This is a genomic window from Rhodospirillum rubrum ATCC 11170, assembly GCF_000013085.1.
Lineage (GTDB): Bacteria > Pseudomonadota > Alphaproteobacteria > Rhodospirillales > Rhodospirillaceae > Rhodospirillum > Rhodospirillum rubrum.
Map to the genome: position 1 here is coordinate 460045 of NC_007643.1, position 20658 is coordinate 480702.

Annotated in this window: 23 protein-coding genes and 1 tRNA gene; 11 read left to right on the top strand and 13 right to left on the bottom strand. The window is 66.1% G+C overall.

What is annotated here, in order from left to right:
• Positions 1 to 76 precede the first annotated feature (76 nt).
• From RRU_RS02015 to ggt, 4 genes are all read left to right on the top strand, one after another.
• On the top strand, positions 77 to 541 hold the full coding sequence (locus RRU_RS02015) for a helix-turn-helix domain-containing protein (protein WP_011388135.1): 465 nt from the start codon (positions 77 to 79) through the stop codon (positions 539 to 541).
• A gap of 135 nt (positions 542 to 676) precedes the next feature.
• Positions 677 to 1042, top strand: coding sequence for an SH3 domain-containing protein (locus RRU_RS02020; RefSeq protein ID WP_011388136.1), 366 nt, complete (start codon positions 677 to 679; stop codon positions 1040 to 1042).
• A gap of 130 nt (positions 1043 to 1172) precedes the next feature.
• Positions 1173 to 2192: an NADP-dependent oxidoreductase gene (locus RRU_RS02025; RefSeq protein ID WP_011388137.1), complete on the top strand. Its 1020-nt coding sequence runs from the start codon at positions 1173 to 1175 to the stop codon at positions 2190 to 2192.
• Between the two features lie 305 nt (positions 2193 to 2497).
• Entirely contained in the window at positions 2498 to 4228 is a 1731-nt protein-coding gene (ggt, locus tag RRU_RS02030) for a gamma-glutamyltransferase (protein WP_011388138.1), read from the top strand.
• A 57-nt stretch (positions 4229 to 4285) separates the two neighbouring features.
• On the opposite strand, the gene RRU_RS02035 is transcribed toward ggt, so the two are convergent.
• Positions 4286 to 4978: an ArsR/SmtB family transcription factor gene (locus tag RRU_RS02035; protein ID WP_011388139.1), complete on the bottom strand. Its 693-nt coding sequence runs from the start codon at positions 4976 to 4978 to the stop codon at positions 4286 to 4288.
• Between the two features lie 75 nt (positions 4979 to 5053).
• Here RRU_RS02035 and RRU_RS02040 point away from each other — a divergent pair, with 75 nt between their 5' ends.
• Positions 5054 to 5443, top strand: a complete 390-nt coding sequence (locus tag RRU_RS02040) for an antibiotic biosynthesis monooxygenase family protein (RefSeq protein WP_011388146.1) — start codon at positions 5054 to 5056, stop codon at positions 5441 to 5443.
• A gap of 74 nt (positions 5444 to 5517) precedes the next feature.
• Positions 5518 to 6480 carry a DMT family transporter gene (locus RRU_RS02045; RefSeq protein ID WP_011388147.1) on the top strand — a complete coding sequence of 321 codons (963 nt, stop codon included), beginning with the start codon at positions 5518 to 5520 and terminating at the stop codon, positions 6478 to 6480.
• Here the strand turns inward: RRU_RS02045 and RRU_RS02050 are convergent.
• Positions 6422 to 6712: a putative quinol monooxygenase gene (locus RRU_RS02050; protein ID WP_011388148.1), complete on the bottom strand. Its 291-nt coding sequence runs from the start codon at positions 6710 to 6712 to the stop codon at positions 6422 to 6424. The two genes, RRU_RS02045 and RRU_RS02050, sit on opposite strands and share 59 nt — an antisense overlap.
• A 188-nt stretch (positions 6713 to 6900) precedes the next feature.
• Between RRU_RS02050 and RRU_RS02055 the strand changes: the two genes are divergently transcribed.
• Positions 6901 to 7881 carry a DNA polymerase beta superfamily protein gene (locus tag RRU_RS02055; protein ID WP_011388149.1) on the top strand — a complete coding sequence of 327 codons (981 nt, stop codon included), beginning with the start codon at positions 6901 to 6903 and terminating at the stop codon, positions 7879 to 7881.
• 115 nt (positions 7882 to 7996) lie between these two features.
• On the opposite strand, the gene RRU_RS02060 is transcribed toward RRU_RS02055, so the two are convergent.
• The 9 genes from RRU_RS02060 to argH form a co-directional block, all read right to left on the bottom strand.
• A tRNA-Leu gene (locus RRU_RS02060) sits at positions 7997 to 8082 on the bottom strand.
• A gap of 83 nt (positions 8083 to 8165) precedes the next feature.
• Positions 8166 to 8414, bottom strand: coding sequence for a hypothetical protein (locus RRU_RS02065; RefSeq protein WP_011388150.1), 249 nt, complete (start codon positions 8412 to 8414; stop codon positions 8166 to 8168).
• 27 nt (positions 8415 to 8441) lie between these two features.
• Entirely contained in the window at positions 8442 to 9209 is a 768-nt protein-coding gene (locus tag RRU_RS02070; protein ID WP_011388151.1) for a competence/damage-inducible protein A, read from the bottom strand.
• Positions 9210 to 9223: 14 nt separating this feature from the next.
• A complete protein-coding gene (locus RRU_RS02075; RefSeq protein ID WP_011388152.1) occupies positions 9224 to 9679 on the bottom strand; it encodes a (deoxy)nucleoside triphosphate pyrophosphohydrolase in 456 nt (151 codons plus the stop codon).
• A 10-nt stretch (positions 9680 to 9689) separates the two neighbouring features.
• Complete coding sequence (gene argJ / locus RRU_RS02080; protein ID WP_011388153.1) at positions 9690 to 10928, bottom strand: bifunctional glutamate N-acetyltransferase/amino-acid acetyltransferase ArgJ; 1239 nt, start codon at positions 10926 to 10928, stop codon at positions 9690 to 9692.
• Between the two features lie 240 nt (positions 10929 to 11168).
• Positions 11169 to 12095, bottom strand: a complete 927-nt coding sequence (locus tag RRU_RS02085) for a peptidylprolyl isomerase (protein ID WP_011388154.1) — start codon at positions 12093 to 12095, stop codon at positions 11169 to 11171.
• 170 nt (positions 12096 to 12265) lie between these two features.
• Positions 12266 to 13543: a diaminopimelate decarboxylase gene (gene lysA / locus RRU_RS02090; protein ID WP_011388155.1), complete on the bottom strand. Its 1278-nt coding sequence runs from the start codon at positions 13541 to 13543 to the stop codon at positions 12266 to 12268.
• 16 nt (positions 13544 to 13559) lie between these two features.
• Positions 13560 to 13967, bottom strand: a complete 408-nt coding sequence (locus RRU_RS02095) for a hypothetical protein (protein WP_014625932.1) — start codon at positions 13965 to 13967, stop codon at positions 13560 to 13562.
• Entirely contained in the window at positions 13964 to 15400 is a 1437-nt protein-coding gene (gene argH, locus RRU_RS02100; RefSeq protein ID WP_011388156.1) for an argininosuccinate lyase, read from the bottom strand. Before argH ends, RRU_RS02095 begins: the two co-directional genes overlap by 4 nt.
• Here argH and RRU_RS02105 point away from each other — a divergent pair.
• Positions 15387 to 16070: a TlpA disulfide reductase family protein gene (locus tag RRU_RS02105; RefSeq protein WP_237703822.1), complete on the top strand. Its 684-nt coding sequence runs from the start codon at positions 15387 to 15389 to the stop codon at positions 16068 to 16070. The two genes, argH and RRU_RS02105, sit on opposite strands and share 14 nt — an antisense overlap.
• Here the strand turns inward: RRU_RS02105 and RRU_RS02110 are convergent.
• Positions 16065 to 16802: a phosphatase PAP2 family protein gene (locus tag RRU_RS02110; RefSeq protein WP_011388158.1), complete on the bottom strand. Its 738-nt coding sequence runs from the start codon at positions 16800 to 16802 to the stop codon at positions 16065 to 16067. The genes RRU_RS02105 and RRU_RS02110 overlap by 6 nt on opposite strands.
• A 148-nt stretch (positions 16803 to 16950) precedes the next feature.
• Here RRU_RS02110 and RRU_RS02115 point away from each other — a divergent pair, with 148 nt between their 5' ends.
• The 3 genes from RRU_RS02115 (at position 16951) to RRU_RS02125 (ending at position 19813) form a co-directional block, all read left to right on the top strand.
• On the top strand, positions 16951 to 18393 hold the full coding sequence (locus RRU_RS02115) for a DUF6880 family protein (RefSeq protein WP_011388159.1): 1443 nt from the start codon (positions 16951 to 16953) through the stop codon (positions 18391 to 18393).
• A gap of 126 nt (positions 18394 to 18519) precedes the next feature.
• Positions 18520 to 19209 (top strand): hypothetical protein, encoded by a 690-nt coding sequence (locus RRU_RS02120; protein WP_011388160.1) that lies wholly within the window; start codon positions 18520 to 18522, stop codon positions 19207 to 19209.
• 43 nt (positions 19210 to 19252) lie between these two features.
• Positions 19253 to 19813, top strand: a complete 561-nt coding sequence (locus tag RRU_RS02125) for an RES family NAD+ phosphorylase (RefSeq protein ID WP_237703823.1) — start codon at positions 19253 to 19255, stop codon at positions 19811 to 19813.
• 33 nt (positions 19814 to 19846) lie between these two features.
• Here the strand turns inward: RRU_RS02125 and RRU_RS02130 are convergent, their stop codons facing one another.
• Complete coding sequence (locus RRU_RS02130) at positions 19847 to 20560, bottom strand: SDR family NAD(P)-dependent oxidoreductase (protein WP_011388162.1); 714 nt, start codon at positions 20558 to 20560, stop codon at positions 19847 to 19849.
• Between the last annotated feature and the right edge of the window lie 98 nt (positions 20561 to 20658).

Below are 20658 nucleotides of genomic sequence, written 5' to 3' on the forward strand. Positions count from 1 at the left end.
GTTTCATATCCTCGCCCTCTTGCTGGAAACGTCTTGATGGGGCAGGCTACGAAATCAAGTCAACTTGAGGTCAAGCATGAAAGTCCTCGATATCGGCGAGGTCTCCGCGCAAACGGGGTTCCCCGCCTCGGCCCTTCGCTATTACGAGGAGGTCGGCCTGATTTCCTCGATCGCCCGCCATGGCCTGCGCCGGCAGTTCGCCCCCGAGGTGCTGGTGCAGTTGAAGCTGATCGCGCTGGGAAAAACCGCCGGATTCTCGCTCGACGAGATTTCCGCGATGTTTGGCAAAACCGGCGCGCCAGACCTGCCGCGCGCCATGCTCCATGAAAAGGCCGACGCGCTGGATCGACAAATCCGCGACCTGACGGCTTTGCGCGATACCCTGCGCCACGTCGCCGAGTGCCGCGCCCCCTCGCACATGGAATGTCCTACCTTCAGGCGCTTGGTGGAGCTTGCCGGCAAGCACGGCAAGCTCCGCGCCAGGAAAGGGGTTGGAAAAAAGAGCGTATTAAAAGAGAAAAAATCAGGAGTGGACGCCTAAGTAAAAATAAGCGCACGGATTTTTCCTAGGGAAAACGCCAAAGTTTGATGGTATCACTTCTTTCTAATGGGACTTCTTTGCCGGTGTTTTCTGCCTTGATAGAGATAAGCTGCGAAGAAAAATTGCGGAGAAAAAATGACTGACCTGACCTATGTGGTGATCCAGTCCCATGTCAGCGAATTTCCTAAACCACTGACCTTGAGAAGTGGGGATCGGGTTTCGATTGGCGAGCGCTATGATGGTCCCGAAGACTGGCCAGACTGGTATCTCTGTTCGGCCCCGGGGCAAGAAGCTGGCTTTGTGCCCCGGCAAATCCTTGATCGTCATGCGGACGGCAGCGGTACGGTGCTGGAGGATTTCACCAATAGGGAACTGAGTGTTGCCAAAGGAGAAAGACTGCGTGGCAACCGCTCATTAAACGGCTGGCTCTGGGCGACACGCGCATCCGACGGCGCCACGGGATGGGTGCCCCTGGAAAGCCTAGAAGTGCGCGGCGCTTAGCAAAATAGTAAAAAGGGGTCAGACCCTATTTACTATCTGTTTCCTCTCTTTTTTGACAAACGGATCCCGGCTCCGCATATGCGCAGAGGTGCCCCGCTTAGGTGCCGCATCTGAAACCGGGAAGAAAATCATGTCCTCTGCGATGATGAAAGCCGTTCGCTTGCACGCGTTCGGCGGCCCCGAGGTGTTGCGCTACGAAGACGCGCCCCGACCTGTCGCGGCTTCTGGCGAGGTGCTGGTCCGTGTCCATGCGGCCGGCCTCAATCCGCCCGACTGGTATTTGCGCGACGGGTACCGGGCGTTGCCCGCGGAGTGGCGGCCCGATCCCGCCTTTCCGCTGATTTTGGGTACGGACGTGTCGGGTGTCGTCGAGGCGGTCGGCGATGACGGGGGGGACTTCAGCGTCGGCGACGAGGTTTACGCGATGGTGCGCTTCCCCGAAAAGGTGATGACCGGCAGCAACGCCTATGCCCAATACATCAAGGTGCCGGTATCGGATCTGGCGCTGAAACCGGCGGGGATCGATCATTGTCATGCGGCCGGGGCGCCCATGTCGCTGCTCACGGCGTGGCAGTTCCTGATCGATCTGGGCCATGATGAACCGAACCCCTTCCAATCAGTCCGGCATCGGCCGGTGCCGCTTGAAGGCAAAACGGTTCTCGTCAACGGCGCCGGCGGCGGCGTCGGGCATTTGTCGGTTCAATTGGCGAAGGGGAAGGGGGCGCGCGTCATTGCCGTGGCGTCGGGCAAGAACGAGGCCTTGATGGGGGCCCTCGGCGTCTATCGGTTCATCGATTATACCCGGGCGGCGGCCGACGAGGTTGTCCATGACGTGGACCTTGTTCTCGATACGGTCGGCGGCCCGCAGATGGATCGCCTTCTCCGCCCCCTGAAGCGGGGGGGAGCGCTGTTCCTGGTCAACCCGCTGGGCTTCACCGCCCACAAGGAGGCGGAGAAAAGGGGGATCACGGTCTCGTCGACCCAGGTCCGCTCGAACGGCAGGCAATTGGCCGAGGCCGCGCCTCTGCTTGATAACGGAAGCGTCCGGGTGGTCGTGGATAGCTCCTACCCCTTGGCCGAGGCGTCGCGGGCCCATGAGCGCGCGGCCGCCGGCGGCATCCAAGGTAAAATCATCCTGACGATGACGTGATCCCCGGTCCGCCGCGCTCGCGGGCGCGGAAACGGCGGGGGCGCCCTCGTCGTCGTCCTTGAGGCCCGCGCCGTCGCCGGCTTCACCGTCTTAAAAAGTAAAAAGTGAAAAGGGGTCAGACCCCGTTTTGTCGGCGCGCTTTACGGCGGACGCTCCCTTCTGGAGAGCATTCCCTTGTAAAGTGTTTCGGCCCTGACCATCTCCCTTCTTACTCGCGGGAAACTTGTGATCTTTTCGCAGAGTGCAGGCGCGCTTAAGGGCGTCGCGGTCTTGGCGTTTGGGTCGAAGACGGGCAGGGGGTTGGAATGGGGGTGTTGAAGGTCGTCGTCACCACGGGTCTGGCCTTCGCGGCGCTGACCTTGCCGAGCATGGCCCAGGAAAAAGCCATCTTCGACCCGATGGACCGCATCCATCCGGTGTGGGCCGAGCATGGCATGGTCGCCGCCCAAGAACGGCTGGCCGCTGAAATCGGCCGCGACATTCTGGCCAAGGGCGGCAACGCCGTTGACGCCGGCGTCGCCGTCGCCTTCGCCCTGGCGGTGACGCTGCCCCAGGCCGGCAATATCGGCGGCGGCGGCTTCATGATCGTCCATGACGGCCCAACCGGCAAAACCGTCGCCATCGACTATCGCGAAAAGGCCCCCGCCGGCGCCAGCCGCGACATGTTCCTTGATGCCCAGGGGAATGCCGACAGCGGAAAGTCGCTCTACAGCGGCGCGGCCTCGGGCGTCCCGGGCACGGTCGCCGGGATGAAGGCGGCGCTCGATGCTTTCGGCTCGATGGACTGGGCCGAGGTCATCGCCCCGGCCATCCGTTTGGCCGAAGGCGGCATCGTCGTCACGCCCAAGCTGGCCGACAGCCTGAAGGACGCCCGCAAGCAGCTTGAGGCGTTTCCGTCGTCCGCCCGCATCTTTTTGAAAGAGGGCGGGGCCGATTATCGCCCCGGCGATAGGCTGGTGCAGGCCGATCTGGCGGCAACGCTGAAGACGATCGCCGCCGAAGGCCCCGACGGCTTTTACAAGGGCGCGGTCGCCGAAAAAATCTCGGCCGCCGTACAGGCGGCGGGTGGGCTTATCACCCCCCAGGATATGGCCGATTACACGGTCGTGATGCGCGAGCCGGTGCGCGGCGGCTATCGCGGCTATGAGATCGTCTCCATGCCGCCGCCCTCCTCGGGGGGCGTGCATCTGGTCCAGATCCTCAATGCGCTAGAGGGCTATCCGATCGGCGCCCTTGGCCAGAACACGGGACAGACCCTTCATCTGATGGCCGAAACCATGAAGCTGGCTTACGCCGACCGCGCGCATTATCTGGGCGATCCGGATTTCACGGCGGTGCCGGTGGCGGCGCTGACGAGCAAGGATTACGCGGCGGCCATGCGCGAGACGATCAGCGCCGATTTCGCCCGTCCCTCGGCCACCATCGGGCCCGGCGATCTGACGCCCTATGAATCGGACCAGACCACGCATTTTTCCATCATCGACAAGAACGGGAGCGCGGTTGCCAACACCTATACCCTCAACCTGAGCTATGGCTCGGGTCTGGTGGCCGAGGGGACGGGTGTTTTGATGAACAACGAAATGGATGATTTCTCGGCCAAACCCGGTGTGCCCAACGCCTTCGGGCTGGTCGGCGGCGACGCCAACGCGGTTCAGGCGGGCAAGCGGCCGCTGTCGTCGATGACGCCGACGATCGTGCTCAAGGATGGCAAGGTCTGGCTTGTCACCGGCTCGCCCGGCGGGGCGCGGATCATCACCACCGTGCTGCAGGTGATCATGAACATGATCGATCACAAGATGAACGTGGCGGAGGCCTCGACCGCCCCCCGGGCCCATCATCAGTGGCTGCCCGATGAACTGCGCATCGAGGAGGGGATCAGCCTGGATACGATCCGCATCCTGCAGGCCAAGGGCCATACGATCGCCCTAAAACCGGCGATGGGGTCGACGCAATCGATCATGCGCGATGGCGCGAGCGGCGCCGTCTATGGCGCCTCGGACCCGCGCGACCCGGATGCGGCGACGGTGGGCTATTGAGCGTTCGATCGGCCCCCCGGCCCTTTGAGAGGGGCCGGCGGGCGCTTTTCCGCGAAGTCAGAGGGGCGGGGGCGGGCCGAACAGGTCGGTGAAGCGCTTCAGCCCGCTCGGGCGGAAGGTGACGATCCGCGTGCCCGGCGTTTTCTCAAGCCAGTTCTCGCGGAGCATCAGCTCAAACAATCCCCGGCCCAGGCTTCCGGCAAGGTGGGAGCGCCGCTCGCTCCAATCCAGGCATTCCCGGCACAGCGGACGGCGCTTGGCCTGAAGGCCGTCCAGGTCGATCCCCAGATCAGTCACGAAGCGGCGGCCGCTGTCGGTCACGGTCAGCCCCTGGGCGGCAAGCCCCAGATACTCCCGCGCCATCATGGCATCGAACATCTGAACGCCGGCTTCCCCGGCCAGATGGTTGTAGCATACCCGCGCGCCGCGCAGCGCCCCATCGCGTGGGCCCGTGCGGGTGCGCAAATGGCCCCGCGCCGAGGCGAAGCCCATGAGGACCTCGAGAAGATGGGCGATCTCGGGGCCAGCCAGGGTGAAGTATTTGTGCCGGCCCTGCTTGCGGGCAAGGATCAGGCCGCCCGTTTCCAGCTTGCGTAAATGCCCCGAGGCGGTCGGCAGGGTTATGCCCGCCTCGCCCGCCAGTTCTCCGGCCGTCAGCGCCTTGCCCGCCATCAAGGCCGTCAGCATATTGGCGCGCGCCGGATCGCCGATCAGCGTGGCGACCTGTGAGATATCGGGTCCTTCCTTCATACTTCGGTTCTAGCCGAAGCATTTCACACCATCAATGGCTTACGACAGGGGCTTCAAGAAAAGGAGGTCCCTGTTTTGATCGCGGTCATTTTCGAGGTTTGGCCCGCCGAAGGGGCGATGGACAGCTATTTGTCGATCGCCGCCCAATTGAAAGACGATCTGCGAAAGATCGACGGTTTCCTTTCGGTCGAGCGCTTCCAAAGCCTGTCCGATCCCGGAAAACTTCTGTCACTGTCGTATTTTCGCGACGAGGAGGCGGTGAGGGCGTGGCGCGGCCTTACCGCCCATCGCCAAGCCCAGGCCGCCGGCCGCAAGGGTCTTTTCGCCGATTACCGCCTGCGGGTCGCGGCGGTTCTTCGCGATTATGGCCTAAAGGATCGTCATCAAGCCCCCGATGACGGCAGCGGCCGCGCCCCACATGATCCAACCGCCAGCCTTGGGCTGGCCAATCCGTTCGAGCCTTAGGCTCAACGAACGACACGCCTTTGTAAAAAAGAGGAGAGGGGCGCGAGCCCTTCTTGCGCGGAGAGAAGGCCACGATGGTCGGCAAAGTCATAATGGCCAAGGAATTGGCCCTTCTTCTGATGCTCGCCACCCTGTGGGGGGCGTCTTACACCTTCATCAAGATCGGCGTTGAAACCATCCCGCCGCTGACCCTGATCGCCCTGCGCACGCTGATCGCCGGGACCCTTCTGGCGGCTATCATCGGCGGGCGCGGGCTGCGTTTGCCAAACGACCGGGGGACCTGGGCGCGGTTTCTGGTTCAAGCCTGCCTCAACAGCGCCATCCCCTTCACCTTGATCGCCTGGGCCGAACAAACGACCGACGCCGGATTGGCGGCGATCCTGAACGCCACCACCCCGGTTTTCGCCTTCCTGATGACGGCGCTGATCACCCGCCACGAGGCGGTGAGCGGGCGCAAGCTTTTGGGCGTCATCGCCGGTTTGGCCGGCATTGGCCTGATCGTCGGCGTTCAGGCGCTGGGCGGCCTGGGGCGGGAGCTTTGGGCCCAACTGGCCATTGTCGCCGCCACGCTGTGCTACGCCGCCGCGGCGATCTTCGGCAAGACCTTCAAGGGTCTGGACCCGATGATGCCGGCGGCCGGCTCGCTGATCTGCGGCGCGGCGCTCCTTGTTCCGCTCAGCCTTGTCGTCGATCATCCCTGGACCCTTGCCCCCAGCGGGCGCTCCCTGCTGGCGCTGCTGGCGCTTTCGGTCTTTTCGACGGCGCTGGCTTTCGCCCTTTATTTCCGCCTGATCCAGACCCTCGGATCGATCGGAACAACCGCCCAAGCCTATCTGCGGGTGCCGATCGGCGTCGCCATCGGCGTCGTGGTCCTGGGGGAGGATCTCAGCGCGACGGCTTGGCTTGGCCTGGGCTGCGTTGTCGCCGGGGTCATCGCCATGACCCTTCCTGGGCGAAAGCCGGCGGAAGGCGCCGCGATCAGGCGGGGACGGCATCCATCAGAACGACGGTTCCGTCCTGGCGTTGATGGGCGTTGATCAAGGGAACCAAGCGGGTGAAATGCTCGGTGGCGCAATGGATGTCGAGGGCGGCGCGATCGGGCCATTCTTCGATGAAAACAAAGTGACCGGGATCCTTCTGATCGACGAACAGATCATAGGCGAGGCACAGGGGTTCTTGCCGGGTCTTTTCGACCAACTCGCGATAGAGCGGCAGAACGATGTCAATAGCTTCCGGTTTGATGAAATCCTGGGCGATGACTTTAAGCATGGGGCATGTCCTTAAGGCGGGGCGACGGCGGATGTGGGGGTGAAAATAGCCGACCGATTTTATAGGCAAAAGAAAAATTGCGGATCCGGGTCTGTTTTGCCGCTATCTAAAAAGCCGCTGGCGATCGACACGGCGCCCGGCCGGAGCCGCGACCTTGGGGCCGCGTGGCGGGCGATGGGGGGGAGAGGGTGGATCTGATTGTCGACATGCGCTTTGGCTCGCATTTGTATGGGACGCAAACCCCCTCATCCGATCTTGACTACAAGGCGGTCTATTTACCGGCGGCGCGCGATATCTTGCTGCACCGCGTGCGTGGCACGATCACCGAGAAGGTCGAGAAGGCCCCCGGCGAGAAGAACCGCCCGGGGGATGTCGATCGCGACACCTACAGCCTGCAACACTATCTGGACATGCTGGCCGAAGGTCAGACCGTGGCCCTTGATATGCTGTTCGCCCCCGATGCGGCGATGACCCGGCCGCCCAGTCCGCTGTGGCGGGAGATCCAGGCCAATGCCCCTTGTCTGGTAACGCGCCGGTCGGCGATCGTTGTGCGCTATTGCCGCCGGCAGGCGAATAAATACGGCATCAAAGGCTCCCGGGTGGCGACGGCTAGGCAAGCCCTTGCCGTTTTGACCACGGCCGAGGCCACCTATGGTCCGGCGGCCAGACTGGGCGAGGCCGAAGCCGAGCTTAGGGCCTTTGTTGGGGCGCAGGACCACGCTGCCCTAGTGGAGGTGCCTTCCTCGGAGGACAAACCCTTGCGGCATCTGGAAGTTTGCGGCAAGCAGATGCCCTTCACCGCCTCGATCAGGAATGCCCGCGAGACGGCGCGGCGGTTGGTGGACGACTACGGTCAGCGCGCCCTTCAGGCCGAGCGCAACGACGGCGTCGACTGGAAGGCGCTTTCCCATGCCGTGCGCGTCGGCCATCAGGCTTTGGAGCTGTTGGGGACCGGCAAGATCACCTTTCCCTTGCCCAATGCGGCCGACATCCTGGCCATCAAACGTGGCGAACAGCCCTATGAGACGGTGGCGGCGACGATTGAGCACTTGCTGACCGCCGTTGAAACCGCCGCCGCCACCTCGACATTGCCCGATGAACCCGATCGGGATTTTATCGATACCCTGATCGTGCGGGCCCATCGCGCCAAAGTTCTGGAAGCGCCCTGAGCGGCGTCTTCGATCGCCCCGTCGAGGACGGAGCCATCAGGGCGCCCCAGCCCCCTGGAAATAAGCGGGCTGGCAAAGCCCCTCGGATCATTCGGGGGATTTCTTGAGGGGGATTTGGTGCGGACGGCGGGACTCGAACCCGCACTCTCGAAGAGAAGCAGATTTTAAGTCTGCTGCGTCTACCGGTTCCGCCACGTCCGCGACGGCAAGGGGCCCCATGGGACCAGAGCACCGCACAGCCTAGTCAGTCGGCCGGGGTGGTGCAAGGGGGGGCAAGGGGAAGCCTAGTTTTTGTCTTCGCCCAGGCTCATCACGCCCACGCCCATGGCGACGCCGCCGAAGGTCACGCTGAGGCCGAAGAACAGCAAAAGGGTGTAAAGCAACCCGTCTTGCGAGGCCATCAGCATGGAGCGCAGGCCGCTGATATCCAGCGCCAGGATCAGCCCGCCGAAAACCAACCCCCCGGTCAGACCGGCGATGAGATGGCGCAGCAGAAAGCCAAGGGCCGTCCGGTTGTGGGGAAGCAGGGGCATCGGCGGGTCTCCTTGAGACGCCGGGGGTCAGGCGCCGGGGGTGATCTCGGGGTCGGCGCCAAGCGCGCGCAGGAGATCGGCGACCTTATCGCCGACCAACGCCACCAGGGTCTCGTCGGTTCCGCGCACGACGATGCTGGCGCCGATCCGGCCATCGGTCATGAAGGGATAGCTGCCGATATCAACGCCGGGATGGGCGTTTTGCAAGGCGCCAAGTCCGGCCGCCATGTCGCCCTCGCGCACGAAGGCGGTCACCGAAAGCGACCGCACCGGCGGCCCGCCGATCAGCCCGGGGCGCAGGCTGTCCCACATGGCGCGCATGATCGACGGCACGCCGGCCAGCACATGGACATTGTCCAGGCGGAAGCCCGGGGCGACGCTGACCGGATTGTCGATCAGGGTCGCGCCTTCGGGGATCTCGGCCATGCGCAGCCGCGCGGCGTTGATGGCGCTGCCCACCGCCTGGTAATGGGCGCGCAGGCGGCGTTCGGCCTCGGGGTGGCGCAGCAACCGAACGCCGAAGGCGGCGGCGATGCTGGCGCTGGTGATGTCGTCATGGGTGGGGCCGATGCCGCCGGTGGTGAAGACATAGCGGGCTTGGGCGCGCAGCGCGTTCACCGCTTCGACGATGACGGCTTCGTTGTCGGGGATCACCCGGATCTCGCGCACGGGAATGCCGATCTCGGCCAGCCGGGCGGCCAGCCAGCCGGAATTGGCATCCTGGGTGCGTCCCGAAAGGATCTCGTTGCCGATGACGAGGATGGCCGCGGTCGGCGGTGAGGCGGGGGTGCTCACGGGCAAGGTGTCCTTTACAGCCAATCCTGAAGGATCGGGATCAACGGCAGATCGGCCGGCGGCATGGGATACTCGCGCAGGCGTTCGGCGCGCACCCAGGCCAGGGTCTGGCCCTCGCGCGCCGTCGCCCGGCCCCGCCAGCTTCGGCAGGCGTAAAGCGGCATCAACAGGTGGAAGGTGTCATAGCTGTGCGAGGCGAAGGCCAGGGGGGCCAGGCAGCTTGCCCGGGTATCGACCCCCAGTTCCTCGGCCAGTTCGCGCACCAGGGCGGCTTCCGGGGTTTCCCCCGGTTCAAGTTTGCCGCCGGGAAACTCCCACAGCCCGGCCAGGGATTTCCCCGGCGGGCGTTGGGCGAGCAGCACCCGGCCGTCGGGGTCGATCAGGGCGGCGGCGGTGACCAGCAGGATCGGCAGGCCCAAAGGGACCCGCCGGTCGGCCTGTCGGCAGCCGTCGTCGTCATCGTCAACCACGGGCCGGCCCTCAGGTGCGGTAATCGGCATTGATATCGATGTAGCCATGGGTCAGATCGCAGGTCCAGACGGTGGCCTTGCCCCGGCCAAGGCCGAGATCGACGGCGATGTCGACATCGGTTCCCTTCATATGGGTGGCCACCGGGCCTTCGTCGTAATCGGCCACGGCCTGACCCTCGGCGGCGATCAGATGGCCGCCGATGCGGATTTCCAGCCTGTCGCGGTCGGCCTCCTCGCCCGATTTGCCCACCGCCATGACGATGCGGCCCCAATTGGCGTCCTCGCCGGCGATCGCCGTTTTGACCAGCGGCGAATTGGCGATGGCCAAGCCGATGCGCTTGGCCGCGCGCGGCGATTTGGCGCCGGTGACGGTGACGGTGACGAATTTGGTCGCCCCCTCGCCATCGCGAACCACCTGATGGGCGAGATCGGTCAGCAGGGCGAACAGGGCCTTGCGGAAGCCGCTCAGCCGGCGGTCGAGCGCCGTTTGCACCGGGGCGTTGCCGGCCTTGCCGGTGGCGAACAGCATCAGGCTGTCGGAGGTCGAGGTGTCGCCGTCGACGGTGATGGCGTTGAACGACCGCTCCACGCCCTGGGTCAGCAGGTCTTGCAGCACGCCGGCGGGCAGGGCGGCGTCGGTGAAGACATAGGCCAGCATGGTCGCCATATCCGGGGCGATCATCCCCGATCCCTTGGCGATGCCGCTCAGGGTCACGCTCACGCCGTCGATGGTGGCGGTGCGGGTGGCGCCCTTGGGGTAGGTGTCGGTGGTGCTGATCGCCGTCGCCGCGTCGAACCAACTGGCCGTGCCCAGGCTGGGGGCGATGGCATCGATCAAGGTGGTGATCTTGGCGTCGTCCAGGGGCACGCCGATGGTACCGGTCGAGGCGATGAACACCTCCTCGGGCGGGCAGCTCAAAGCCATGGCGGCGCTGGCGATGGTGCGTTCGACGCTGGCGATGCCGCGACTGCCGGTGAAGGCATTGGCGTTGCCGGAATTGACCACCAGCCCCCGGGCCGCGCCGCCGCCGGCGGCCAAGGCCCGGCGGCACCAGTCAACGGGGGCCGAGCGGGTCTTGGAGCGGGTGAAAACGCCAGCCCCGGTGCTGCCCGCGGCCAGCCGCACGACCAGCAGGTCGGGGCGGCCCTGATAGCGCAGGCCGGTGTTATGGGTGGCGAGATCAACCCCGGCGATGGCCGGCAGGGCCGGGAAGGCGGCGGGGGCGAGGGGCGAAACGGCGTGGGTCATGGACGAAGCGAAGCTCCACGAAAAACGATCAGGGCAGGGAAGGGGTGACGATCATAGAGCAAATCCCCGGCGATCTGGAACAGATTGCGACGACGACGCCCTCCCCGGGCGGGGATCCCAAAGCGGTCCGCGTCACGCCGCGCCGGGACGGGGCGGGGGAAAACAAAGCGGGGGGCGCCTTGCGGCACCCCCCGGGATGTCAGGCGGGCGGGAAGCGCCAAAGGCGCCCCCGGCGGCCGATCAGGGCTTGGCCGCCGGGGCGGCGTCCTTGGCTCCGGCCTTTTCCTGTTCGGCGCGCTGCTTCTCGGCGGCGGCCTTGGCCTCTTCCAGGGTGGTCTTGCCGTCGGCGGCGAACAGCTTCACCTTGGCGCTTTCCTTAAGACCGGCGACATTCTTCTCGACGGCGGCATTGGCCAGTTCGTCGCGGATGTGGCTTTCCATTTCCTCGACCGGCGGGAAGGTGGTGTCGCGCACTTCCTCGATCTTGATCACATGCCAGCCGAATTCGGTCTTGGTCGGGGCCTTGGAGACCTCGCCGACCTTCATGGCGAAGGCGGCTTCGGCGAAGGGGGCGACCATGCGGTCCTTGGTGAAGAAGCCAAGATCGCCGCCGGTCTGGGCCGAGGGGCCGGTCGACAGTTCGCTGGCCAGCTTGGTGAAATCCGCGCCACCTTCGATCTTCTTGATGGCGTCCTTGGCCGCATCCTCGGTTTCAAGCAGGATGTGGCGGGCGTGGACTTCCTTCTCGGGCTTGAACTCGGCCTTCATTTCGTTATAGCGGGCCTTGACGGCGGCGTCGGTCACGTCTTCATCGACGACCTTCTGCATATAGGCCCCGGCGATCAGCCGATCGAGCAGGCGGTCGAGGCGATGCTTGACCTCGGGGTCGTTGGCCAGGCCGGCCTTGCGCCCGGCTTCGGTCACCAGCTCGGCTTCGACAACCGAATTCAGAAGCTGCTCATAGACCATCGCCAAAGGCAGGCCACCCAACTGGGGCTGGCTCGCCTGAAGCTCGGCGAAACGCTCCTGCACGGCGGACAGATGAACGTCCGCGCCATTGACCACGGCCACCACCGGGTCCGGGTCCGCCGCCAGGGCGGGACCGGCAAACAATGGGAGGGCAAGAACGCCGGCCAGGGCCAGACGGCGCGCGCGGGGTGACATCATTCGAGCTGTTCCTTGTCTTAAGCGTTTCTGCGCCGTCCGACCGGCAGGATGGTTGGACGCGCCACAAGGCGCCCCGCTGCCGGTTCCGCGACCACGCGCAAGATCACCACAACCATAGGCCGGACTCAAGGGCGGCACTGGGTCGAAGCCGTGTTATTTCCATGGCAAAACTATGCTTGCTTGGCCAGCCACGGCGGCACCGATTCCAAAGCGGTCATTTCGGCGACGCTGGGGCGGCGGCGGACTACGGCGAAGCGATCCCCCGACACCATCACCTCGGGCACCAGCGGCCGGCCGTTGTAGGTGGACGACATCGAGGCGCCATAGGCGCCGGCGGTGGCGAAGGCCACCAGATCCCCCGCGGCGATCGGCGGCAGCGGGCGCTGGCGGGCGAAGATATCGCCCGATTCGCAGATCGGCCCGACCACATCGACCGGGGTCAGCACGGCGTTCTCGGCGGCGGCCGTGACTGGCAGGATATCGTGGAAGGCGTCATACATCGCCGGACGGATCAGGTCGTTGAAGCCGGCATCGAGGATCAGGAAGGTCCGCGTTTCGCCCTGTTTGCGATAGACGACGCGGGAGACCAGCATCCCGGCGTTGCCGGCGATCAGCCGCCCGGGTTCGGCCACCAGATGCACGCCCAGGTCGCCGAAGATGCGGCGGGCGAGGGCGGCGTACTCGGCCGGCGGCGGGCTTGCCGGATCGTCGCGGTGATAGGGGATGCCCAAGCCGCCGCCAAGATCGACACGCTCGAGGGCGATGCCGTCGGCGCGCAGGGCCAGCACCAGCTCGCGCAGGCGCTCAAAAGCGCGGCGGAAGGGATCAAGATCGAGGATCTGCGAGCCGATATGGACGGCGACCCCCTTGACGGCGATGCCGGGCAGGCCGGCGGCCTTGGCGAAGATGGCGGGGGCGACGGTCCAGTCGATGCCGAATTTGTTTTCCTTGCGCCCGGTGGCGATCTTGTCGTGGGTGGCGGCGGCGACATCGGGATTGATGCGCAGGGCGACCGGCGCGGTCTTGCCCAGGGCCTGGGCGACCTCGGACAGCGCCTCGAGCTCGGGCTCGGATTCGACGTTGATCTGGAAGATGCCGGCCTCAAGCGCGGCGGCCATTTCGGCCTTGGTTTTGGCGACCCCGGAAAAGACGATGCGCCCGGCCGGGACGCCCGCCGCCAGGGCGTGTTCCATCTCGCCCTGGCTGACCACGTCGGCGCCGGCGCCCAGGCCGGCAAGCAGGGCGAGCACCGCCTTGTTGCCATTGGTCTTGGTGGCGAAGCACAGGGTTATCGGCTGGCCGGCGAAGGCGTCCGAGAACACCCGGAAATGGCGTTCGAGCGTGGCGGCCGAATACACATAGAAGGGCGTGCCGACGGCCTCGGCGATGGCGGCGAGGGCGACATCCTCGGCGTGGAGTTGGCCGTTGCGGTAAGAGAAATAATCCATCTCTGCGGAGTCTTCCCTAAAGGGGCTGATAGCCGTCGGGGTAGGCCACGCCGGTGCTGGCGGGGGCGCGCGCCGGAGAGGCCGCGCGGGCGGGGGCGGGGGCGGGGGCGGTCGGCTGGCTCGCCGCGCCGTCGGTGGCGCGCAGAACGGCGCCGCTGGGCGCGGTCTGCACCTGACCGGGGGCGATCTCGACGCGCTGACGGACGATCACCTCGGTCTGGGCCGGCGCCTGTTGGGCGCGCTGGGCGCGGGCCAAGTCCCGCTCCTCGGCCGAGGCCGGATAGGTCGGGTTGTACAGATCGGCCGGCTCGTAAGGGTAACGGGTGGCCACGCCGTCGGGATGGGGCTTGTTGGGCGCGATCTTGCCGCAGCCCGCCAGCAGCACAACGCCGACGGCGATCACCAGCAGGGCGCGGCCGGTCATCGCGGCGGCGCCTTGGCGGCGTAGCGGGCGCGCGCCGCGGCGCAGGCGGCGCGGACGTTGTCGGGCGCGGTGCCGCCGAAGCTGGTGCGGCTGCGCACCGACCAATCCACCGACAGAACCTTGATCGCCTCGTCGGTCAGGCGCGGTTCGATGGTTCGCATCTCGGCGAGGCTGAGGTCTTCCAGGCCCACGCCCTTTTTCTCGGCCATCTTGACCAGGGCGCCCGAGACCTCGTGGGCATGGCGGAAGGGGGTGCCGAGGGCGCGGACCAGCCAGTCGGCGAGATCGGTGGCGGTGGTGAAGCCCTGACCGGCGGCGGTGCGCAGGCGATCGACCTTGGGGGTGATGGTTTCCATCATGCCGGTCATCGCCGCGATGCACAGTTCCAGGGTATCGGCGGCCTCGAACACCGGCTCCTTGTCGTCTTGCATGTCCTTGGAATAGGCCAGCGGCAGCCCCTTCATGACGATCAGCAGGCTGGCGAGATCGCCGATCACCCGGCCGGCCTTGGCGCGCACCAGTTCGGCGGCGTCGGGGTTGCGCTTTTGCGGCATGATCGAACTGCCCGTCGAATAGGCGTCGGGCAGGCGGACGAAGCCGAACTGGGCGCTGGTCCAGATCACCAGTTCCTCGGCCAGTCGCGACAGATGGATGCTGGCGATGCTGGCGGCGGCCAGGAATTCCAGGGCGAAATCGCGGTCCGATACGCCATCGAGCGAATTGGCGCAGGGACGGTCGAAGCCGAGGATTTGGGCGGTCATCGCCCGGTCGATGGGGAAGGAGGTGCCGGCCAGGGCGGCCGAGCCCAGCGGGCTTTCGTTGAGGCGGACGCGGGCATCGTGGAAGCGGCCCCGGTCGCGGCCGATCATTTCCACATAGGCCAGCAGATGGTGGCCGAAGGTCACCGGCTGGGCGGCCTGCAGATGGGTGAAGCCGGGCATCACCGTATCGGCGTGTTCCTCGGCCCGGGTGATCAGCACGTCTTGCAGGCGGGCAAGGGCGCCCTCGACGCCGTCGATGGCGTCGCGCACCCACAGGCGGAAGTCGGTCGCCACCTGATCATTGCGCGAGCGCGCGGTGTGCAGGCGGCCGGCGGCCTCGCCGATCAGGTCCTTCAGGCGGCTTTCGATATTCATGTGGATATCCTCCAGCGCGACGCTGAAGGGGAAGTCTCCGGCTTCGATTTCCGCCAGAATGCGATCGAGGCCGCCGAGGATCGCCTCGCCATCGGCTTTGCTCAGGATGCCGGTGGCGACCAGCATGGTGCAATGGGCCTTCGAGCCCGCTATATCCTGACGGTAAAGCCGTTTGTCAAAGCCGATCGAGGCATTGATCGCCTCCATCACCGCCGAGGGGCCGCTGTCGAAGCGCCCACCCCAGATGGTGCTGGCGGTCCGCTCGATGGAAGGGGTCGTCGGAGTGCTGGAGGACATGATGCTGAAGCCGTTTTTCCGAAAAATCGCCCGGGGACCGGGGCTGGGAATTGGTCATGCGGCAGCCGCCGCCATCGCCGTGATCTTGACCATTTCGGCCGGCGATGCAAGGGCGCAGACGGTGCCCCCGTCGTTGGCGCCGTCGCCGTCGCCCGTTGCCACCCCGGCTTTCGCCGCGCCGGTCGCCGCCGACCGCGGCCTTGACATCCACCCGGCGGCCGCCCGGGCGAGCCTGCCCGATCTGGCGTTCAGCGACGGCGCCGGCCGCCCCCTTCATTTGTCGGACTACCGGGGCAAGGTGGTGGTGCTGAACCTGTGGGCGACGTGGTGCGGCCCCTGCGTCAAGGAAATGCCGGCCCTTGAGTCTCTGGCCGCCCAGACGGCGGGGGGCGCCATCGCCGTGCTGACCCTGTCGCAGGACCGGGGCGGCGAAGCCCCCGTGCGGGCGTTTTACGAGCGCGCCGGCCTGACCCATCTGCCGATCCTGCTCGATCCGCAGATGAAGACCGGCCGGGCCCTGGGCTTGCGCGGCTTGCCCACGACGCTGGTGATCGATGCCCTGGGCCGCGAGGCCGCCCGCCACGAGGGTATGCTTGATTGGGATTCTCCGGCCGTTCTCGCCCTGCTGACCGCCCTGGCCGACGAGGCGGGCGACAGCCTGCCCCTATAGGGGTTTGCCGATGCGCAGGGCGCCGGGCCGGCCGCGCTCGAACCAGGGACGCAGAACGACGACGGCGAAGAGGCCGATATAGGCGCCCATCAGGGTATCGCTGAGATAATGGACGGTGATGACGACGCGGCTGAGCGTCACTAGCACCGCCGTGCCCAGAAACCACGGCCAATGGCGGGGAAACAGCACCATCAGCGCCGTCATCGCCGCCCAGACGGTTTGCGAATGCCCCGAGGGGAAGGATTCGGCCCCCGAGGCGAAGCTGAGCGGCTTGAAGCCGTAAAGACCGTCGTTGAACAGCAGGCGCGGACGCAGGCGGCCGATCACGCGTTTGACGACCATGACGAACAGCCCCGAAGACGCCTGGGCGGCCAGGAAGAACCCCCAGGACCAAGCCAGGGCCAGGAACCGCTCGCGGGCCGGAATGCCCAGCGCCCGCTTCCATAAGATCAGGCAGCCGAGCGTGGCGATCCCCGACAGGGCGAACCATCCGCCCGACAGGCCGAGCGGGGTGATGGTCTGGAAAAAGCCGAACAGATCGGGATCGACGCCGCGCTTGATCGCCAGGGCCAGCGGCTTGTCGAGGACCAGCATCGCCAGCGGACAAAGCCCGCAAAGATAGAGGAACGGCGCCAGCAGCGGCCGACGCCGACACCACGCGATATGGCGGCGCAAACGGGCGGTCAAAGCCAGCAGGGCGCTGGCGGGCGGCGAGGATGATAGCTGGGTCATGCCCCTCGTTTAGCCGTCCCCTCTCCGGGGGGCAAGAAAAAGCCGGCGGGAGGCTTGGGCCGGTCGATCCCCCGGCCCGGTTACCTTGGCTCCGTTATCCTGGTCCGGTTATCTTATGACGACAAGGATACTTGGGGGATGCCTTCTCATGGCCTCGAAGAGGACCGTCAACGCTCAGAATCTTGAAGCCCTCGGCGCGCCGCGTCTGGCCGCCTTGATGATAGACATCACCAAGGGCAATGCGGTCGCCCGGCGCCGTCTGCGGCTTGAACTGGCGGGGGAGACAAGTCCGAAGGAGGTGGCTCGCGAGGTTCGCAAGCGACTGGCGACCCTGGCCCGGTCCCGATCCTTCGTCGATTGGCAGGGGGTTCGCGCCCTTGCGGCCGATCTCGAGACCCAGCGTCGGGCGATCGTCGAAACCGTGGCTGTGGCCGATCCCAAGGAGGCGCTCGATCTTCTGTGGCTGCTCCTGGATCTGGCGCCCTCGGTCTATGAGCGGTGCGGCGAGAGCAACGGGATGATCGGCTCGGTTTTTGACGAGGCCGGCGGCGATCTTGGACCCCTTGCCGCCCGCGCCCGGCCCAACCCGCTTGCCCTGGCGGACCGGGTCTATGGGGCTTTGGTCAGCGATGATTATGGGCAGTTTGACGGGCTGATCCGCACCCTGGCCCCCGTTCTGGAGGCCTCCGGCCTGGAGCGCTTGAAGCGGCTTATGGTGGCGTTGTCCCAGCGACCGATCGACCGCCCCGCTCAGAAGAAACGCGGGGACATCGGCAGGTCCTCGTTGGCGTCGACCCATGCCGTCGATGTCGTCGAAAGCAGACGCGTGAGGATCGCGCGATACGCCCTGCAGGAAATCGCCGATGTCCTGGGCGATGCCGACGCCTTCATCGCCCAGTTCGACGAGGAGACCCGCAAGGTTCCCGGGATCGCCGCCGACATCGCGTCGCGTTTGCTGGCGGCCGGCCGCGCCGAGGAAGCCCTTCAGAGGCTGGAGGTGGCCCGCCCCGCGCCCGCGTCCCGGGACTGGCCCGACTTTTCTTGGGAGGATGCGCAGATCGCCGTGCTGGAGGACTTGGGGCGAACCGATGAGGCCCAGGCCGTGCGCTGGGAGTGCTTCCAGCGCTCCTTGTCGGCGCCTCATCTGCGCGACTACCTGAAGCGGCTTCCCGATTTCGAGGACGTGGAGGTCGAGGAAAGGGCCCTTGATCATGTCCAGGCAGCACCGTCGATGATCCGGGCGCTGGCCTTCCTGGTGGCTTGGCCAGCTTTGACCCGTGCGGCCTCCCTGGTTGTCGCCCGCTCCGAGGATCTGGATGGCAACCAATACGACTTTCTGCCCCATGCCGCCGACGCGCTCGCGGCCAAATTTCCCCTGGCCTCGACCTTGATCCTGCGGGCCCTGATCGACGAGTCGCTCACCAAAGGCCGCGCCACCCGCTACAAACATGCGGCCCGCCACCTGTGCGACTGTGCGAGCCTCGCGGCCTCGATCCCCAAGGACGGCGCCGTCGAACCCCATGAGGCCTATGTCGCCAGACTGCGCCGGGAGCACGGCCGCAAGACGGCGTTCTGGGCCCTTGTGGGATAAGGGGGCGGGGGGCAGCCCCAGGCCATGCCTCCAGCATGGGTGAAGGGGCCCGGACAGGAAAAGGCGCGGCGATCCTTGGCGAACTTGGCGAAATGGGCTAAGTTGTCAGAAGTAAGGGAGATCGCCATGGAGCGGACGGCCGGGAAACGATCGGGGCAAGCCTCCCCTTCCTTTGCGCGCGGCGAAGACGGGGCGGAAGTTGAGGGGACGGTGCTGGTCGCCCCGCACGCCTTGAGCCCGGGGGATATGGAACGGGTGGCGAAGCTTCTCGAGGCGGAGGGTGTCACGGGGATGCGGCTTGCCAGGGTCTGGTTGAGCCACGGGGACGCGCGACGCATTGCCGAAGGGGGCGCCGCGTCAATCCAGGCGACCCTCCTGGCCGACGATCCAGTAAACGAGGCCCCCGGGCAGGCTTTGACGCGCGCCTTGCATGAGGCCAGGGCGCGGGGGGAGGTTCTTAAGCGGACCCTTCTGGCCGACCCGGCCTTGTTGACCACCGCCGAGATGGCGGCGCGTTTGGGTATGTCGGGCGAGGGGATTCGCTTGAAGCGCAAGCGCCACGAGGTGCTGGGGCTCGATTTCGCCAAACGCGGCCTCCGCTATCCGGGGTGGCAAATTCTTGAAAACGGCCACCTTCTGCCCGCCCTGCCCACCCTCTTCGGCATTTTGGGGCGTGACCCTTGGGCGGTGTATCGGTTCTTGCTGCAATCCCATTGCGACCTGGGTGGGGAGCGCGCTCTGGATGCCCTGACGGGCGGGCGGGTCGAGGCCGTGCTGGAGACCGCCAAGACCGTCGCCACGGGCGGCTTCTCCTGATCCCGTGACCAGTTCCCCTCATCCCCTGTCCTCGGCCCCCCTGGTGACCACGACCTTCGCCGTCGGGCGTGTCTGGCACCATGTGTTTCAGGGCCTTTATCCCGATCCATTGGGCTTTGGAACCGCGCCCAGTCGATTCTCCGACCCCCGGAAGACCGTGCAAACGCGCTTTGGTGTTTATTATGCCGGGGGGAGTTTTGAGAGTGCCGTCCTTGAGACGCTTGTCCGCGACAGAAAGAACCTGAACCCCGGCCTTCTGCTCGTGTCCGCTGCCGAGCTTGAGGCCTTTGTGCATGTCCCGGTCTTGGTGGCGGCTCCCCTTACACTGGTTGACCTTCGGGGAGGAAATCCGATCGTGATGGGAGTTCCAACCGATGCCGTGCGGGCGCGATCCCATCGGCTTGGTCAGCGCCTCAGTCGCGTCCTATACGATCATCCCTTGCAACCGGATGGTCTGTGCTACCCATCCCGGCTGAATGGGGACGACGTTATAGCGGTCTATGATCGGGCGATTCCCAAGCTGAGCGCAGGGCCGCGGCGTCCGCTGTCGGCCTGCCCGGAAATCGCGCCGGTTCTGGATCGCTACCGCATCGCTCTTCTGTGATGGTTGGCAAAAGACCGCGCCGCCCCGCAAACCTTATTCCTGGGCGTTGACCACTTCGCCGTGGCGGGTGCAGTCGGGCAGGGCGAGGGGGAGGAAGGCCTTGGCGATGTCTTCGGGGGTGGGCAGGGTGGCCGGGTCTTCGCCGGGGAAGGCCTTGGCCCGCATCGGCGTGCGCGTGCGTCCGGGGTTGAGCAGATTGGCCTTGATCTTGGTCTTGAGGATTTCCTGGGACCAGGTTTTGACCATCACCTCAAGGGCGCCCTTGCTGATGCCATAGGTCGCCCAGTAAGGCCGCGCGCCATCGGCGGCGCCCGAGGTGACGAAGATCGCCCGGCCGGCGTCGGACTGGCGGAGCAGCGGTTCGAACGAGCGGATCAGCCGGTAGCTCGCCGTCAGATTGGTGGCGATCACCTCGTCCCATTCCTTGGGCTTGATGTGGCTGACCGGGGTCAGGCTGCCCAGGATGCCGCCATTGGCCACCAGCACGTCGATCTTGCCGAAGCGCTCGAACAGGGCGGCGCCGATCTGGTCGATGGCGTCGAAATTGGTCAGATCCTCGGTGATCAGGGTCGGCGGGGTGCCGCCGGCGCTGCGGATCTCGTCGTCGAGTTCCTCAAGCCCGCCCTGGGTGCGGGCCAGGGCGATGACATGGGCGCCTTCCGCCGCGAAAAGCTTGGCCACCGCCTTGCCGATCCCGCGCGAGGCGCCGGTGATGAAGCAGTGACGGTCTTGAAGTCGGCCGGACATGGGGATCTCCTCGGATGGGGCGGTAAAGAAGGGACTCGCAGGAGCGGCTTATGGGCCCGCTGGGGGGCCCGGTCCATGACATCTCGCAACGCGGCCGG

Bases quoted from the DNA above. Each gene is read 5' to 3' on its own strand.
- RRU_RS02015 (WP_011388135.1), top strand. From the start codon at position 77: ATGAAAGTCCTCGATATCGGCGAGGTCTCCGCGCAAACGGGGTTCCCC.
- RRU_RS02020 (WP_011388136.1), top strand. From the start codon at position 677: ATGACTGACCTGACCTATGTGGTGATCCAGTCCCATGTCAGCGAATTT.
- RRU_RS02025 (WP_011388137.1), top strand. From the start codon at position 1,173: ATGTCCTCTGCGATGATGAAAGCCGTTCGCTTGCACGCGTTCGGCGGC.
- ggt (WP_011388138.1), top strand. From the start codon at position 2,498: ATGGGGGTGTTGAAGGTCGTCGTCACCACGGGTCTGGCCTTCGCGGCG.
- RRU_RS02035 (WP_011388139.1), bottom strand. From the start codon at position 4,978: ATGAAGGAAGGACCCGATATCTCACAGGTCGCCACGCTGATCGGCGAT.
- RRU_RS02045 (WP_011388147.1), top strand. From the start codon at position 5,518: ATGGTCGGCAAAGTCATAATGGCCAAGGAATTGGCCCTTCTTCTGATG.
- RRU_RS02050 (WP_011388148.1), bottom strand. From the start codon at position 6,712: ATGCTTAAAGTCATCGCCCAGGATTTCATCAAACCGGAAGCTATTGAC.
- RRU_RS02065 (WP_011388150.1), bottom strand. From the start codon at position 8,414: ATGCCCCTGCTTCCCCACAACCGGACGGCCCTTGGCTTTCTGCTGCGC.
- argJ (WP_011388153.1), bottom strand. From the start codon at position 10,928: ATGACCCACGCCGTTTCGCCCCTCGCCCCCGCCGCCTTCCCGGCCCTG.
- RRU_RS02085 (WP_011388154.1), bottom strand. From the start codon at position 12,095: ATGATGTCACCCCGCGCGCGCCGTCTGGCCCTGGCCGGCGTTCTTGCC.
- lysA (WP_011388155.1), bottom strand. From the start codon at position 13,543: ATGGATTATTTCTCTTACCGCAACGGCCAACTCCACGCCGAGGATGTC.
- RRU_RS02095 (WP_014625932.1), bottom strand. From the start codon at position 13,967: ATGACCGGCCGCGCCCTGCTGGTGATCGCCGTCGGCGTTGTGCTGCTG.
- argH (WP_011388156.1), bottom strand. From the start codon at position 15,400: ATGTCCTCCAGCACTCCGACGACCCCTTCCATCGAGCGGACCGCCAGC.
- RRU_RS02110 (WP_011388158.1), bottom strand. From the start codon at position 16,802: ATGACCCAGCTATCATCCTCGCCGCCCGCCAGCGCCCTGCTGGCTTTG.
- RRU_RS02115 (WP_011388159.1), top strand. From the start codon at position 16,951: ATGGCCTCGAAGAGGACCGTCAACGCTCAGAATCTTGAAGCCCTCGGC.
- RRU_RS02120 (WP_011388160.1), top strand. From the start codon at position 18,520: ATGGAGCGGACGGCCGGGAAACGATCGGGGCAAGCCTCCCCTTCCTTT.
- RRU_RS02130 (WP_011388162.1), bottom strand. From the start codon at position 20,560: ATGTCCGGCCGACTTCAAGACCGTCACTGCTTCATCACCGGCGCCTCG.